Source organism: Microbulbifer mixtoriginis (SeqCode), from assembly GCF_052466865.1.
On sequence record NZ_CP174293.1, the window covers coordinates 2,353,445 to 2,369,110 of the forward strand.

The following is a 15,666-nucleotide window of genomic DNA, read 5'->3' on the forward strand; positions in this document are numbered from 1 at the left end:
GGTACCTGGCTGAACCAGGTAAATCAGGTTTCTGTTGCGCACGATTTGGGTCAAACCTAATAGGCGTAGTTTCGGAGATGGCCTATTTCTTACCACTATATAAAAAGTGCAGGTGCGAGCCCTGCACTATGCCTAGCGCACCCTAATCCAACTCCACCAACCTCTGCATCAACGGAAAATACAGCGCACACCGAATATTCCGCTCCCCCCGCGCATAAAAGAGCTTACGGTAATTCTCCAACTGATTCCGATACTGCTCCAGCTGAGCCGCAATAAACTCTTCCTGGTTTTCCTCGCCACTGGGCTCTGCGGTTTTGTAATCGACAATCCAGCGAGTTCCTTCATTGTCGATAAAAGTGCGGTCCACAATGGAGCGCCGTAACTGCCGGCCGCCGCTGTGGAGTTCCAGTTCGCAGGCGGATTCCCTTAGTGAACCATCTAAGAGCCAGCGGCCGGTGGGGCAGTTGAGGCTGTTGCGTACGGCGATTTCCACTTTCTCGGCGGCGCGGTCCAGGCTGGTGGCGGATAGCCCCAATTGCTTTAGGCGCAGTTGCCATAGGGGGCGTTGGGCTTCCAGTTTGCTGGGTGTCCAGTCGTTAATGTTGGTCTCGGCAATGGTGGCTAGGGTTTCGTGGGCTATGGTGCCGGCGTGTTTTAACCAGCGCAGGGCTACCTGGCCCAGTTCGGGAGTATTGTCTTCTTCCTCGGTTTTGGGTTGGTAGTCTGGCATGCGGTATTGGGCCAGCCATTCCTGCCGGGGCATGGCTTGGGGTTGCCATTGGTTGGGCAGGCGCAGTAGGTAGTCGTGATCTCTGCTGGCTTCGCCCTGGTTGAGCAGGGGTTCTTCCGCTTCCAGCCAGTGGCACCAGTCGCTTTCCTGGTGGTGCAAAACACTGGGCCAGATGCCGGCGAGTAGGGCGGCGCTGCCGGGGGCTTTTAGGTGGCCCTTTTTTTCATCCCGGTTGATGCAGGCTAAAAGATGCAGTGAGCGGATGGCGCGGGTGCAGCCTACATACAAAAGGCGGGTGCCTTCCAGACGTTCGCGTTCGCTGTTGTCGTGCTTCAGGTATTCAAAAACCGGGTCGCGGCCGCCGCGCGCGTTTTTGGGAGCGAGCAGGAAGCGGCTTTCGCCTTCGCGGTTGAGCCATTCGCTCCAGCGCAGCAGTTGGTCGCTGCCGGGTTTTCCGCCCTGGTCCAGGCCTGGGATCAGTACGTGTTCGAACTCCAGCCCTTTGGATTTGTGAATGGTCATCACCTGCACTTTGGCATCCTGGGCGGGGCGAGCGTAGAGCTGTTCCAGGGCGAGGGTGAACTGTTGCCAGTCGGTAATGGCTCCGCCGGTATCGAAGGCTTCTAATAATTGCAGAAAATCCTGCACATTATTCAGGTCGGATTTTTGCGCGACGGTGGCGGGGCCGCCCAGTTCCAGCCAGAGCCCTTCAATCCAGGTGCGCAAGGATTTGCGGCCGCGCTGTTGCCAGGCGTGCAGCAGTTTGGGGGCCACTTGGGCCAGGCGCGTGCGCCCTTCGTCGCTGAGCAGGGCGATATCTTCCACTTCCTCCAAGGCCATTAATAATGGGCGTGCGCTGGTATCGGTTGCGGTGATATCCCCATTGCCCCAGTTGGCCAGGGTGTAAAGGTCTGGCAATAGCAGTCCGCACCAGGGGGCGCGGAGTACGGCCAGCCAGCTGATTCGGTCGCTGGGATCGAGCAGGGCGCGGGTGAGGCTGAGTAAATCCAGCACCACCATTTTGCTGGCGAGTGGCGCCAGCTCTGGGGCCTGGAAGGCGATATTGGCGGCGCTTAGGGCTGGCAAAATCTTTTGTAGATGTTTTTTCTTGCGCACCAGAATAGCGATGCGGCTCTCCGGATCTTGCGCTTGTAATTGCTGCACCAGCTCAACCGCTTGAGTGGCTTCGCGGTTGCGGTCTTCGTCATCGATGCAGCCGTAGAAATTCACCGAGGGCTCGGCCCATTTGCTGCCTTTAAACGCTTCGGATTGCAGATAGCGCACAGCGCCGCGACCGATATTGTCCGCTTGCGGAAAAGCCCTTTGGAAAGTCTCGTTGACCCAGTTCACTACCGCACTTTCGGAGCGAAAATTTACCTGGAGGTCGAGGGCTTCCAGGGGCACTTCACCGATACCGCGTTCGCGTGCATCCAGGAAAATACCCACGTTGGCATTGCGGAAGCCGTAACAGGACTGCATGCCGTCGCCGACAATAAATAGGGTGCGGCCGTCTCCCTGCTGCCAGCCGGTAGTGAGTTTTTCCAGCAGTTGTAGCTGGGTGTGGGAGGTGTCCTGGAACTCGTCCACCAGAATATGCTGGGTTTGCAGGTCCAGTTTCAGGGCCAGGTCTGTGGGGTTATCGCTATCGCCCAGGGCGATCAATGCGGCTTGGGCCACTTCGGTATAGTCGGTGGCGCCCAGCTGCTGGAAGACCAGCTTTAATTCTGCGACCAATTTGGGCAGTACCTGGGCGAGCCCTTGCAGCAGTTGCCATTGGCTCTGTTGCAGTCCGCTGGGAAGCTTGCCCACTTCCCGCAGGGCGGAGAGCAGCGGTTCGTTGCCGGCCAGTTCTGCCAGCAGGTCTTTCATGCGCTGTTTGTATTCTTCGGCGATGGGGCGTTCGGGATCTTTTTTATCCGGCAGGCCAAAACCGAGTTTTTTATTGATGCCGCCGCCTTTGCGCAGATCACCGGTGGTGGTGAGGAGCAGGCTGCCGAGGGCGAGCCAGGCGGGCAGACCGCTGCTATCTGTGCTGGGGAAATCGTCCAGTTCGGCGAAGAGGCACAGGCCGTGGCTGGGGTTTTCCTTTTGTAAATTGCCGCCGGCATAACTGGCCAGCTCCAGCAGTTCCCCGGCGACACTGCCGAGGGCTGTGGTGAGATCTTGCAGTTTTTCTGCTACCAGTTCGTCGATAACAAAATGGAAATAGTCCTGGGCGCCATCGAAGTTAACGCTCAAAAGTGGGCCGAGCCATTGCTCGCGCTTGTCCAACAAAATGCGCAGTAGCTTATTGAGCTGGCCCAGGTCGTTGTCCAGGTGGAGCAGTAGTTGCTGTAGGTCTGCATCTGGGGTTTCGCCATCGAGGTGTTTGAGCAGGTTCACCACGGCCAGTTCGAAGGCGATTTGGGTGCGCTCCAGGGGTTCACCCGGTGCGCCAAGGCCGCTTTCGATCGGCAGTTGGCTGGCGAGGCTGCGGCAGAGGCCGTCGATGGTTTGAATGCGCAGGCGCTGGGGTGTTTGCAGCAATTCCCATTCCAGTTCGCGATCCCGCTCCAGCAGGGCGCGGGCCAAATCCCAGGTGATGGCATCGTGGGGGTTGTCTGGCCGGGCTTGGTCGCGGGCGCTGTGCAGGGCGTCGATCAGGCGCTCGCGCATTTCACCGGCGGCTTTGCGGGTGAAGGTAATGGCCAGCACTTCTTCCGGTTGTTGGCAGGCGGCGAGCAACTTTAATACGCGCTGGGTGAGCAGGCCGGTTTTACCGGAGCCTGCCGGGGCAGATACGGCAAAGCTGCGGCTGATATCCAGGGCTTGGCTGCGGGCGTCGGCATCGATGGGGCGGCGCAGGGCGGGAGTGGTCACAACTTCGTTCATTCGGTTATTTGCTCCCTTTCCGGCCAGCGGTTTAGGGGCCAGAGTTCACTGTTGTTATCGGTGGGGCGATCAAAGGCGAGGGTGGCTACACCACTGCGATATTCGGTGGCGAGGGATTCCAGGCTGTAGCGCCAGTGCTCCACCAGATTGCTCCAGGTGCCGTAGGGGGATTCCTTTTCCGTATCGCCCACGGCTTTAATGCCGGTGATGGGGTGCTCCAGGTCTCCGCAGCCATTCCATTTGCAGTCGCCGTTGCGCACCTGGCCGAAGGCGATGGCGTGGGCGTCCGGTTGGAAGAGGGCGTAGAGCGGCAGCTGGGGTTCGCGGATGCGCTGGGTAAGCCAGTCGCGAATACTGGGGACGCCGGTTTTGTAATCGATTACCAGTTGTTCGCCGCTGGCGAGTTGATCCAATCGGTCCAGGCGCAGGTTAAAGTGCAGCCCGCCGATTTCCACGGCTTGTTCCCATTCGACTTTTTCTACGGAGAAATTGGGCCTGTCCAGTTCGACGGACAGCCATTGTTGCAGCAGGCGCTCCAGGCGCTGCTTTTCCATGGCCCAAAATCCGATCGGCAGGTGATTGTATTTTTTGCGCACACTGCCGAGGGAGCGCTCCACTGCGCGTTCGATTTGCGCTTGGCGTTGCTCGTCGTCCATGGCTTGCAGTTGTGTGAGGGTGCCGCACTGTTGCCAGAATTCCGCCAGCACCTGGTGCACCACATTACCGCGCTCGGCGGGGCCGAGGCCGATATCCGGTTGGGTAAAACTGCTGGCGCCGAGGCGGAAACGCAATTGCGCATTTAGCGGGGACAGGGCTTGGGCCTTGAGCACAGAGGCACCGCCGCGCACCCGCTCGCATTCGGCGGGGGTGAGTGGCGGTAGCTTTTTGTCTTCGATTTTTTCCAGCTGGCAGGCTTGCGCCAGTTGGCTGTAGTGATTGTGCAGGGCGCCTTCGGCAAAGTGCTGGGCTTGTTGCGGGCTTTCAAACAAGCTGCTCAGTCCCTGCTGAACGCCGTCTTCTTCACAGGTGTAACTCACGACGATATCGCCGCTGGCATTGAGCAAGTCGGCGGTGAGTTCGCGGGCCAGTTCCAATTCCCGCTCGGCGCTGGCGCGGGGCATCTTCCAGTGTTTTTGCCATTGAATTGGCAGCAGCGGATTGGGTGCCGGTGCCGGCGGCCATTGCTGCTGGCCGAAGCCGACCAGGCGCAGGTGATCGAAGGCGAGGCCGCCGGCTTCCAGTACCCCGAGAATTTGCAGGGGGCCATCGCGGGTTTCCGCTTGGAAGGGGGTGCGGCTGGCAATCTGACGCAGCAATTGCTGGGCCTGGGTGAGAGTAAGGTTGCCACCGCAGGCGCTGAGTGCGGCGAACTCTTCCAGGATGGATTCCCATTGCATCAGCTGCTGGTATTCCTGGCTGTCCGGGTTGCGGTTGCCGGGCCAATTTAATGCAGTAAGTGTTTCGGAAAAGCGCGCGGCCCAAATTTCAGCGGGCGCTCGCTGCCAGCGCCGGGCGCGTTCGGCCATTTGTTCCAGCTGGCGGGGCAGTTGCGGTGATTCCAAGTGGAGGACTTCTGCGCTGCGCTCGGCCCAGTAGCGCAGGGTTGCGCCGTCGATGCGTCGCAGTTCCAGTTTTTGTAAACGGCGAAACAGGGCGCTGCGCAGCCAGGTTTCACTGTCGTCACCCCAGAAAGGGCTGAACAGGATATTTTGCAATTGGGGGTAATCCCATTCGTCTTGCAGCAGCGATAGCAATTGTAGGGCGGCGCTGCCGACCGGTGTCTGTGCCAGGGGCGTACCGGCGGAGAAGTTAAACGGCAGTGTGTAGCGCGGTTGCTGCGGGTCCAGGTATTGGGGTTCGAGCACACGGGAAAATACCGCTTCCACCTGCGCGCGGCACTGGCCCAGATTGTTTACCACTATGCCTACGCTGTGGCCGGGGTTTTCGGCGAGCTTTTGCCCGGCCCAAAGAGCTGCTTGGTAGAGTTCTTCATCTAAATCGGCGCAGGCGGCTGCGGACAGTTCGCTCTGCTGGGAGATTCCCGGCCTTTCGAAAACGCTTGCGGCACCTGCGTGAATCAGGGCATTGGCGAGGGGCGAAATCTGGGCAAAGCCGGCGGTATCAATTTGCGCGACGGGTTCCAGAATGCCTTCCTGGAATGCGCGCAGGATCAATTGATCGCGCTGGTCTGGCGTGATGGCGCTGTGGGCCTGAAGCTCAGTGGCAAAGGCTTTGATCATGACGCACAGCGGCAGCTCGTCGCTACGCATAGAGAGTGCGAACTGTTCCAGTAGGGGAGTTAGCGCTTCATCTATTTGCGAGAGATCGGAAATCAGCTGCCATTGGAGCAGCTGCGCCAGGGCGCTATCGGCATCCCGGCACAGTTGCTGGCTGTTGAGCAGTTGCCGGTCCAGGGACTCATCCAGGGCGCGTTGCCAGAGTAACTGCCGCTGCTCGCGATTCAATACCTGCTGCAAGGCGGGCTGCCAGTTGCGTTGTTGCAGCTGGAACCAGAGCTTGTCCAGCCAGCTTCGCAGGGATTCCACCGGCGGCGGCATCCAGCAGGCACCGGGCGACTGCTGCGCGGCAAACACCTGTTGGCAACGGTTGCGCAAACGGTTGTTGGGGGTGAGCAGCAGTCCTCCGGGGGGAAGCTGCGCAAATATTTCGAGAGCGGGAAATGCCGGCTTCAGCATGAATTCGGGTACCGGTTAGGGCTTGTTATTCGGGGAACGGTCGCGGTTTGTGACGGAACTGTCAACCCAGGTGCGCAGTTCTCATCATTTTGGCGATCTTAGTTGTTGGATGCGAGGGGTTCGGCAACCGGGGCGAACTCGCGGAAGGCCCGTTCGATATTGCCGGTTAGGTCAACCGTGCTGGTAATCAGGCGGCCAGTATTTGGGGCATCCGGCAGTATCAGCTCAAGTTCTTCCAGCCACCAGCGCACTCGCCGGGCGATGGCTTCGCCGGAATCCAGCCATTGGATTGAGCGAGGGGCGAACTGGTCCAGTTCTTCTCGCAGCAGGGGAAAGTGGGTGCAGGCCAATACGGCAATATCCACTTGGTTACCGCCGGCGGTGTGGAATACGCGGTGCAAGACCGGCTCCAAATCCTCTGCGGTGATGGCTTCGCCGCGCAGTTTGCTTTCCGCCAGATGCACCAACTCCGGTGCGGGCACATTAATTACCCGGTTGCCGTTAGCAAATTGCTCGATCAGTTCGCGGGTGTAGCGGCGGTTTACGGTGCCTTCGGTGGCAATCAGGGCAATGGTGCGGGAACGGCTGGCGGCAGCGGCGGGTTTCACCGCGGGCACAACGCCCACTACGGGTTTCTTCAGGGATTCGCGCAGTTGGGGCAAGGCCAGGGTGCTGGCAGTATTGCAGCCCACCACTAAAATATCGGCCCCGCAGTGTTCCATCATGGCCTGGGCCTGCTGGACGATCCGCGGGCGCAGCTCCTCTTCGCTTTTATTGCCGTAGGGATAAAATCCGTTGTCCACACCCAGGTGCAAGGTCAGGCCCGGCATCAGGCGGCGGATCTCCCGCGCAATGCTGATGGCGCCCACGCCGGAATCAAAGATCAGGGCGCTGGGGGCTGGGCTATCTGGGTGGGCGCTGTGTTTGTGCATGCGTTCTGGAGTACCAACATCGAAACCAATCCTCCAAGAATACCCTAAAACCCTTTGTAAGTTACTGCTGCGCCACGCATCCTCGGTAGGCTTCATTGGGGTTAAGAGTACTTTCCCTGGCCAAGCTGTTAGAATGGCCGCCTCGCCCACGGCTAGTAGTGGGTATGTCGATTGCGGGCGCTTGGTCTGAGCAGAAGCCTGCTTCACACTTCTATTCCGGGTCTGGGAGTACCTCTATATGCCAGCGTTCCCGCTGCAATTGAACGCCGATCACGCGCTATTGGCGGCTATCGCCTTGTTGATCTTGCTGGGGCTCGCTTTCTGGGTGGGCCGTTCTGCTGGGCGCAGAAGAATCCTGCAAGCGCAAACAGCGCAGCAGGAGGCGGTAGCAGCTCAGAGAGAAACTTTAGCGGCGCAGCAAGTCATACAGGCACGCCTGGATACCAGCCGCGAGCGGGAAACTCAATTGGGTGAAGAGGTGGATACGCTGCGCGGTGAGCTGGCGGCTAAGTTACAACAGCTGACCCGCAGCCAGGTACTGGTAGAAAAAGGGGAGGCGGCCCTGGCGGAGCAGCGCAAGCTGATGGAGCAAATGCGTATTGCCATGGGTGAGCAGTTCGAGAATCTGGCCAACCGGATTTTTGAAGAGAAGCAGCAGAGCTTCGTGCGCCGCAGTGAAGACAGCCTGCGCAAAAGTCTCGATCCGCTGGAGCGCCAGCTGGGGGATTTCCGTAAGCGAGTAGAACATGTCTACGATCGCGAAAATGCTGAGCGCAACAGCCTGCTGGGGCAGATTAAAGCGTTGCGCGAGCAAACCCAGCGCATCAGTGATGAGGCCCTGAACCTGACTTCGGCCCTGAAAGGAGATCGCAAGATCCAGGGTAACTGGGGTGAAGTAGTGCTGGAGCGCTTGCTGGAGGAGTCCGGCTTGCAGAAGGGTCGCGAATACGAAACGCAAGTCACGCTGACGAGTGATGGCCGCAGGCGCCAGCCAGATGTGATTGTGCGCCTGCCGGAAAACAAAGACCTGATTATCGATTCCAAGGTCTCCCTGGTGGATTACGAGCGCTACAGCTCGGCGGAAACCGATGAGGAGCGCACCCAAGCCCTGAAACAGCATGTGAATTCCCTGCGCGCCCATATCACCGGCCTTAACAAGAAAGCCTACGAGCAGCTGGAGGGTGTGCGCACCCTGGATTTCGTCTTTATTTTCGTGCCTATTGAGGCTGCGTATATGTTGGCGATGCAGGCGGACCCGGACCTGTTCCGTTTCGCTTATGAGAAGCAAATTGTCCTGGTGAGCCCCACCAGCCTGATGGCGACCCTGCGTACCGTCGAGAATATCTGGCGCTACGAGAAACAAAACAAGAACGCGGAAAAAATCGCTGACGAAGCCGGCAAGCTGCACGATCAGTTTGCTATGGTGCTGGAGTCACTGGACGTTCTTGGTGACCGCTTACGCCAAGCGGATGACGCCTACCAGCAGACTTACAAGCGACTGGCGACAGGGCGTGGTAATGCGGTGAAGCGTATCGACAGCTTGCGCAAGCTGGGTGCTAAAACCCGTAAACAGATCTCTGCGGACTTAAGGGAACGAGCGGATCAGCCCGAGGTAAAGGGTTTGCCACAGGCTGAGGAAACTGCTGCGGAAGAATAACTTTTTATGGAAAATCTTGTATTCGCGCTATCAGTCACAGGGCCGATTTTCCTGATGATTATTGGCGGATACCTGCTCAAGTATAAAGGGATAGTTCGGGACAGCTTTATTGATGATGCTTCAAGGCTTGTTTTCCACGTAGCCTTGCCGGCACTGCTTTTTATTAATATCTATTCCTCGGATACCAGCCCCGCGCAAGAAATAGACCTACTGGTAGCAGGGGTTCTCGGCACTTTTGTAATGCTCCCGTTGGCATGGTTGCTGGCGCGGCCGGTAGCGCCAATGGATCGCAGTGCATTTATCCAGGGAGCCTTTCGTGGAAATGTGGCGATTGTCGGCCTTGCCTGGATCGAAAAAGCCTACGGAAGTGAGGGTGTTTCCAATTCCGCAGGGTTGGTCGCGGCACTTACGATTCAGTTTAATGTTATCGCCGTCGCTCTTTTCGTGCTTTACAATAAGGACAGAAAATTTGGCTGGCGGGTGATGCTGTGGGAGCTGGTCAAGAACCCTCTTATCCTCGGTGTAATCGCAGCCATTGTGTGCCGTTTGTTGGCTGTAAGGTTGCCGGAGGTGCTGCACGATACCATTCAGTATCTTGCATCTGTGGGCTTGCCATTGGGGCTTATTTGTATTGGTGCCAGTATGAAAATGCGAACACTGATGCGCAGTTCCCCTACGGCGCTGGCGGCCTCATTACTTAAACTGGTTGTTGCCCCGATTGTCTGCCTGTTGATTGGTTTGGCATTGGGCATGAGCCCTGAGTACTTGGGATATTTGATCCTGATGGCGGGTGCTCCCTGTGCGATCTCGGCCTTTGTAATGGCCCATGCGATGGGCGGGAACAGCCAGCTTACGGCGAATATTGTGGGGCTCAGCACATTGCTTTCTGTTGTTACTGCCAGTATCGGGCTGGCATTGCTTAAGGTGTACTTTTAATGACCGTTTTCCCAACCTGGTTGCTTATTCTTGCAGCAGTAATCATTTTTGCTCTCGCTATTGTGGCTGGCTACTATCTACGCAAACTATCAGTAGCGCAAAAGAAACAGGCCGAACAACTGGCGGAGTTAGAGCAAGCTGCCGAAGATCAGCGCGAAAGAGTAAACGACAGCATCCAGATTATTGCCCGCACCCTGTTGGATGATGGAGTAGGGCTTACCGAAGCTTCCATTCGCATCCGCGTACTTCTGGATGCGCTTCAGGTGGAAGATAGTGTGCGAGAAGAGTTTGTTGCTTTCTACACCATTGCAGAAAAAACCAGCCATATTCCAATTCTAAAAGAATGGAAAGCACTCCCTCGCAAAGAGCAATTTCAATATGAGCTGGAGATGGCGCAAGTGGAAGCAGACTATAAAGATTTCGCCCTAGATGCAGCTAAGCGTATTTCGGGTCGTACTTTTTGAACTCAAAAACTGACAAGTGAAAAAGTACTCAGCGAGCAGAAATCTGCTCGTTGAGATTAGGTGAAGTCTTTCCTCTAAAGCCAGTCTAAATCGCCACTTGAATTAATTTTTTATTAAATCTCATATTTGTGAAAATATATCCCAGTTAACTCACCTGCTATCAATTGTAAACGCCAGCTTAGATATGTTTATAAGTTGACATCTAGCCTGCTTTTTAGCCTAATCCGCTCAAGGTATCTAAAGCCAAAACCAGCTTCGTCTGTTTGCCGCACTTGGAAGTGGGCTAACTCATTGATTTTTAATGAAATTAGCAGTTTTATCTAAAGTAAAGAAAGCGAATATGTAAAGAGCCGGTGTTATCTGTCTACCAGGTGACTCTATCGTCGATAGCTTTCATTTGCTGAAGCTCTTATTTCTGCTATTTAAGCCGGTTAGAGATGTAGAGAAGGGTGTTATAAGAGCGTCTGCATAGAGTTAATTGCTAGCTGATATAAAGCGTATGGAAGTATTAATAGTCCTCTTTTTCTCCATTATTTTTCGAAAAGCAAACGGGAAGCATATATTTCGACCTAGTATGAAAGGTGCAACTTATGTGGATAAGTGGGTTTCAGGTTGCTCATTAAGTATCTTTCGAGTGCTTGGCGGGGCTAGTAATTGCTTGTGGATTAAAATCACAGAGAGAGAAATAGAAATTGGCCCTCACTTTCCATTTTCGCTATTTTTCTTGCCAGAGATTTGGGGGTGTGAGTGCCAGTTGAAGAAAATAGATCTTGTAAAAGTTGAGAAGTGTTCGGTGGGAGTTTTGCTCTTATATGAAAAAAATGGTCAGAGAAAAGAGCTTAGACTATATCCTTCGGACCCAAAGAGATTCATTCGGACGGTTAATGACTAACAAGCCAAAGTAGAGCGCTGGATTTTCTGTTGCACCCTTGACCTCACTGGGAGATCGCATTCGCTGGGTGCTACGTCATTGGTGGTTGGTTATGAATAATACAAAAAAGGAAAGATAATATTCTAGAAGGAATTGCAGGGGTTTCCTGCAAAAATATTTTTCCGGTATTTAAAATTGTGGCTGGATATATTCAGGAGTTTGAAGATGTGCCCTTCGGCCAAAGAAATAATGTTAGTCAAATATGTGAATATTTTATGGATGGGTTCTTAGGGCCCGAAGGCTCACTGTTTGGACTGGTGAGGTTTGTTAAGGTTGTGCCAGATAATAAGCATGAGGTATTAATTCAGTATCTTAACAGTTTAATTGATTGATGTGTTTAATTTTCAAGGTGAAGTATAGAGGTTAAAGTGAAAAGTATATTATTTTTGGTTGCGTTTATTTCTATGGGGGTGTCTGCTCAGCAGCCTAAGGTTGATTTGGCTATGGAGTTGATGGCGATTATGGATTTTGATTCTCAAACGGATGTTATAGTTCGGAATCTAAGTGCTATGCAAATTCGTCAATTGGAGCAGTTCGATATTCCTGAAAAAGCCAAGCCATTAATAAGGGAGTACATGGAAGAAATCAATAATCTACTCTTCTCTACTTTTCAGTCCGAGGAAGTAAAGAGGCAGTATGCAGATTTGTACGCAAGTGTATTCTCGGAAGAAGAGCTGAAAAGTATACTGGCATTCTATAAAAGTGATCAAGGAAAGGCTTTTTTGAAAAATTTTCCAGAGATTGTGGCGGGCATAACAAAGATATCAGAGGGTCAGGTTCAATCTATACTTCCGCAATTAGCTGCGATAGATCAAGAGTTTAAAGAAAAGCTGGAGGGGCTTGATTAAGAATTGAGGGGTGCTTGGGGGCTAAATTAATTTTCCATATATTATATTGTGATGCGCTCCTGCCATTTGTAAAAGCTGAGATAAATGACGTGTTAACTATGAAGAAAGTTGAAGATTACACCATTCAAGAGTTGCAAGAAGCTATTGATGGAATAGATCAGGAAAAGTACCGAGAAAAATATAGTGAGCTTCAGTCTGAACTATCCAAGAAGAGAGTGGAGATTCAAGAGCTAAATGCTCAGATTGTGAAGTTGTCTGGATCCACCCCTTTGCAGGGGGCGATGGATGAAAGTCAAAACACATTTACTTTCAAACGTTGCTTTTTAGCATGCTGTTGCAGTATTGGGTTGTTATGGTTGCTTCTTGGTATTCTAGGATTTTTTGGTTTTGGAACAATCATCGCAAATGGTGAGCAAGTACACGGTATTAGTGCATTGGTTTCCGCAGTGCTTGGTGGTGGTATTAGCTGCCTAATCTTTGGTTTTATGGTTTGGCTGGGTGAGAAGGCCCTTCGGATTTTCGAAGGCGCATGAAGTAATTCGCAAGTGAGACGATTTGTCATTAAGTTCGAATAATAAAGATCGAAATGGAAATGAATAATACATTTTACCTGGCTGCCATTTTTGTGATGGAAGACGCTGATAAACTATATTGGGTTCAGTTTCCCTTATTTAAGTGGCTATCTTGATTGACCTTCACTGAGTTGGAAGTTCTGGGTGAGTTATCCAAAATCGGAATATCAATATTTGTTGTTGATATTATCTGGTGCACAGGCCTACCGGGGTCGGGTAGTCAAGTTCTGGTTAACGTTTGTAGTTGATTTAGGTGAAAAGTAGTGAAAATAGAAGCAAGACAAATGTTCCAGTCAAGTGGGTTGATTGATGATCTTGTCCTATATGCGAATTCAGAGGATTACTTGCGGCTCGCTGATATTGTTGGAATAGCTATTAGTTCAAATAAGCCAATGCTCATGATGTCTGAGTCAGAAATATCAATCGAGATTATTTGTGATGAAACAAAAGAGGAGCTTTTTACGGCTCTTCAGAACAGGGCTAACGACTACTTCTCAATGGATGATTGGAATAGCCGGAACATTTTAAGAGTATACGGAAGTGGTGATATCCTTGCTAACTTTCAGCAGTTTCTGGTCAAAGTATCTGGGCGAGTTCCCGGGTACAGTTATATCAGTGAATACTCAGAAGACTATAGTTACTCGCGCTATTCACCTGAGTGGAGGCTTCATGTTGAATCCTGCTGATAAGTTAATAAATATCGTCACCAGATAGCAGCACTCTATGTTGTTAGTTCTTAGCTGTGGGCGCCTGAGGTTTTAAGTACAAATTAGATTATGAATGATATTTTACTTGGGGTGATTTTATTTGGTCTTCTTGTCCTAGGTCTGTTTGGGGTCATTTTTTTGATTCCGCTTTGGTTAAAGGCGTCAACTGAGTCAGAGCGAGATCCCAATCATCTTTACAGTATTTTTTGGGAGGAGGCTGGCTTTAAAGGAGAAAAAATTTCATCCGCTTCAGGGTGTCTTTTCCCCTTCATTGTTTTGGCTAATCCTAATTTTGATATTGAGGGGTTGATTTTATGTATTGTTGTTTCGGTAGTTTGCGGGCTATATCACTCTTCTGTTTATAGAGGTTATGCGATAATTACCGGCAAAATGAAAGTGGCTGGTGTGGCAGCTCTATGTATGCTTACTGCCGTTAGCTTTATGGTAAGGTATCAAGCGTTATCAAGCTTTTATATTATCTTCTGTGTCGCTTCAATTGGTGCTGCTTGGGGTAGTTATGCTGTCTACAGGCGCGCTTACCTAATTCGATTAGAAAGGGTGGTATGGAGAGTAAAAAACCAGACTAAGCCGCCTCTTGTAAGCTAAGCCCCATATGAATTCTACTAATAGGCGAAGTGGTGTAACCTATATCTGGCTAAGAGGCCGCAGGAGGATAATATAGACGGCTAAAGCGACTGTCATTACATCTCTATTAGGCTGGGTGGTTATCATTTATGATACAGAGGTCTATAAATGGTGATGTTTCACGTTTCATAAGGGGCTGCCCTATATGAGCATAAAACCGTCAAAGATTTTACTGATAAATATATTGATTACTTGTGCATTTTATGTGGCCGGTTTTGTCGCATTAGGCAGCTCGTATCCAACTATCGATTCTAGTGGTGAGCAAATAGTCCATTGGTTTTTAAATAATGGATCGAATGCTCGATTTTATGCTTGGACAGCCGCTTTCTTTTCTCTTGGCCTCGCTATCTTTGGTGGGCAGGTTTCAGCTCTGTTACCAAAGCCGAGTAGGTATATCTTTCTGGCAGGTGTACTAGGGTTTGCTATCACTGCCCAGGTGCAGGCTTGGCTATGGGCAGGATTGGCACTGCATCCTGAAGGATTAGAGCCTGCAGTTGCTCGCACACTCTTTGACATATCTTCTTATTGGGGACCTTTGGTGAATGGGTCAACAACTGCGATGGCGGTAGCTTTCCTTGTTGTAGGGTTTGATAAATATGTTGAGATCCCGCGTTGGCTTACATGGCTCAGTATCATTTTCTTTGTAGAGCAGGCAATTGAGACGATTACTGTATTCGGTCACAAAGGCTTTATAGCCCCGGGGGGAACTATGAATGTCTATTTAGGGGGCCTTATAGGGTTTCTATGGATTGCAGGGGTTGTACGTTGGGCGATACCACGCATCAATCAGTCCTCTTAATATAAAATTAGTAATCGCAGTTTTATTTCGCTTATGTGCTGCACTAGGAATACCTGATGCGAATTTTCAGCATTGGGCTGTATAAAATTTTAGGTAATGTAAGGGCTGAATCTAAAAGATTAGGAAAGAAACTTAGCGGGGGGTTCCTTTGGTATCTATGGAAACCTTCTCAGCCGTAAAAATTCTACTCTAAACTCATCGGTCAGGGTTCTATAGATTTCTTCATATTTACATTATCAGATTTCGATTGCTACATTCGTTTGAGAGCTGCAATCTGTTATGGTGGCTAATTGATAAGGTATGGCAAGGCATAAATACTAATAGGTTGTAGCAGACCTTTGGTTTTCAGTGAGATAGTAATGCTACTTGCCTGTCGCCCCAGTTACGGATATTAGAGGCTCAGGAGTAAAATGACACCAGCGATTTCTATGGCCAAGAAGGCTAAAATCTCTCATAAAGTACATGAATACACGCATGATTCATCGAGTGAATCATACGGATTGGAGGCTGCTGAAAAATTAGGGGTGCACGAGTCTAGGGTCTTCAAAACACTAGTTGTTAGCCTGGAAAACAAAGAGCTGGCCGTTGGGATAATTCCTGTTTCATCAATGCTCAGTATGAAGCTCTTAGCAAAATCTGCTGGCGCTAAGAAAGCCACAATGGCTCCAAAATCAGATGTAGAAAGATCAACTGGTTATGTGTTAGGAGGTGTTAGCCCATTAGGTCAAAAAAGGCGACTTAAAACCATCATTGATTCTTCGGCTAGAAATAACGCTACGATTTATATTAGTGCGGGCCGCAGGGGGCTTGAAATAGAGCTGGCTCCTGATGACTTAGCAAGTCTTGTCAGCGGAGTTTTTTCTGAAATATGTCAGTAA

The 15,666-nt window shown here is 51.7% G+C and carries 12 protein-coding genes; 9 read left to right on the forward strand and 3 right to left on the reverse strand.

What is annotated here, in order from left to right; genetic code table 11:
- Window positions 1-142: 142 nt before the first annotated feature.
- From ACJJJA_RS10815 to murI, 3 genes are all read right to left on the reverse strand, one after another.
- Window positions 143-3,601, reverse strand: a complete 3,459-nt coding sequence (locus ACJJJA_RS10815) for a UvrD-helicase domain-containing protein (protein WP_444904576.1) — start codon at window positions 3,599-3,601, stop codon at window positions 143-145.
- On the reverse strand, window positions 3,598-6,297 hold the full coding sequence (locus tag ACJJJA_RS10820) for a PD-(D/E)XK nuclease family protein (RefSeq protein WP_444904577.1): 2,700 nt from the start codon (window positions 6,295-6,297) through the stop codon (window positions 3,598-3,600). The genes ACJJJA_RS10815 and ACJJJA_RS10820 overlap by 4 nt, the downstream gene beginning before the upstream one ends.
- 98 nt (window positions 6,298-6,395) lie before the next feature.
- Window positions 6,396-7,436 carry a glutamate racemase gene (murI, locus tag ACJJJA_RS10825; protein ID WP_444904578.1) on the reverse strand — a complete coding sequence of 347 codons (1,041 nt, stop codon included), beginning with the start codon at window positions 7,434-7,436 and terminating at the stop codon, window positions 6,396-6,398.
- 31 nt (window positions 7,437-7,467) lie between these two features.
- Between murI and ACJJJA_RS10830 the strand changes: the two genes are divergently transcribed.
- The 9 genes from ACJJJA_RS10830 (at window position 7,468) to ybaK (ending at window position 15,666) form a co-directional block, all read left to right on the forward strand.
- The gene (locus ACJJJA_RS10830) at window positions 7,468-8,886 is read left to right on the forward strand and encodes a DNA recombination protein RmuC (protein ID WP_444904579.1); all 1,419 of its coding nucleotides are present in this window, start codon (window positions 7,468-7,470) and stop codon (window positions 8,884-8,886) included.
- Between the two features lie 6 nt (window positions 8,887-8,892).
- Entirely contained in the window at window positions 8,893-9,822 is a 930-nt protein-coding gene (locus tag ACJJJA_RS10835; protein WP_444904580.1) for an AEC family transporter, read from the forward strand.
- Window positions 9,822-10,286 carry a DUF2489 domain-containing protein gene (locus ACJJJA_RS10840; RefSeq protein WP_444904581.1) on the forward strand — a complete coding sequence of 155 codons (465 nt, stop codon included), beginning with the start codon at window positions 9,822-9,824 and terminating at the stop codon, window positions 10,284-10,286. The genes ACJJJA_RS10835 and ACJJJA_RS10840 overlap by 1 nt, the downstream gene beginning before the upstream one ends.
- Window positions 10,287-11,585: 1,299 nt before the next feature.
- Window positions 11,586-12,065, forward strand: coding sequence for a DUF2059 domain-containing protein (locus ACJJJA_RS10845; protein WP_444904582.1), 480 nt, complete (start codon window positions 11,586-11,588; stop codon window positions 12,063-12,065).
- A gap of 98 nt (window positions 12,066-12,163) precedes the next feature.
- Window positions 12,164-12,598, forward strand: a complete 435-nt coding sequence (locus ACJJJA_RS10850; protein WP_444904583.1) for a hypothetical protein — start codon at window positions 12,164-12,166, stop codon at window positions 12,596-12,598.
- A gap of 302 nt (window positions 12,599-12,900) precedes the next feature.
- The gene (locus tag ACJJJA_RS10855; RefSeq protein ID WP_444904584.1) at window positions 12,901-13,323 is read left to right on the forward strand and encodes a hypothetical protein; all 423 of its coding nucleotides are present in this window, start codon (window positions 12,901-12,903) and stop codon (window positions 13,321-13,323) included.
- Between the two features lie 90 nt (window positions 13,324-13,413).
- Window positions 13,414-13,950 (forward strand): hypothetical protein, encoded by a 537-nt coding sequence (locus ACJJJA_RS10860; protein WP_444904585.1) that lies wholly within the window; start codon window positions 13,414-13,416, stop codon window positions 13,948-13,950.
- A gap of 184 nt (window positions 13,951-14,134) precedes the next feature.
- Window positions 14,135-14,788, forward strand: a complete 654-nt coding sequence (locus tag ACJJJA_RS10865) for a hypothetical protein (RefSeq protein ID WP_444904586.1) — start codon at window positions 14,135-14,137, stop codon at window positions 14,786-14,788.
- A gap of 410 nt (window positions 14,789-15,198) precedes the next feature.
- Window positions 15,199-15,666 (forward strand): Cys-tRNA(Pro) deacylase, encoded by a 468-nt coding sequence (ybaK, locus tag ACJJJA_RS10870; RefSeq protein WP_444904587.1) that lies wholly within the window; start codon window positions 15,199-15,201, stop codon window positions 15,664-15,666.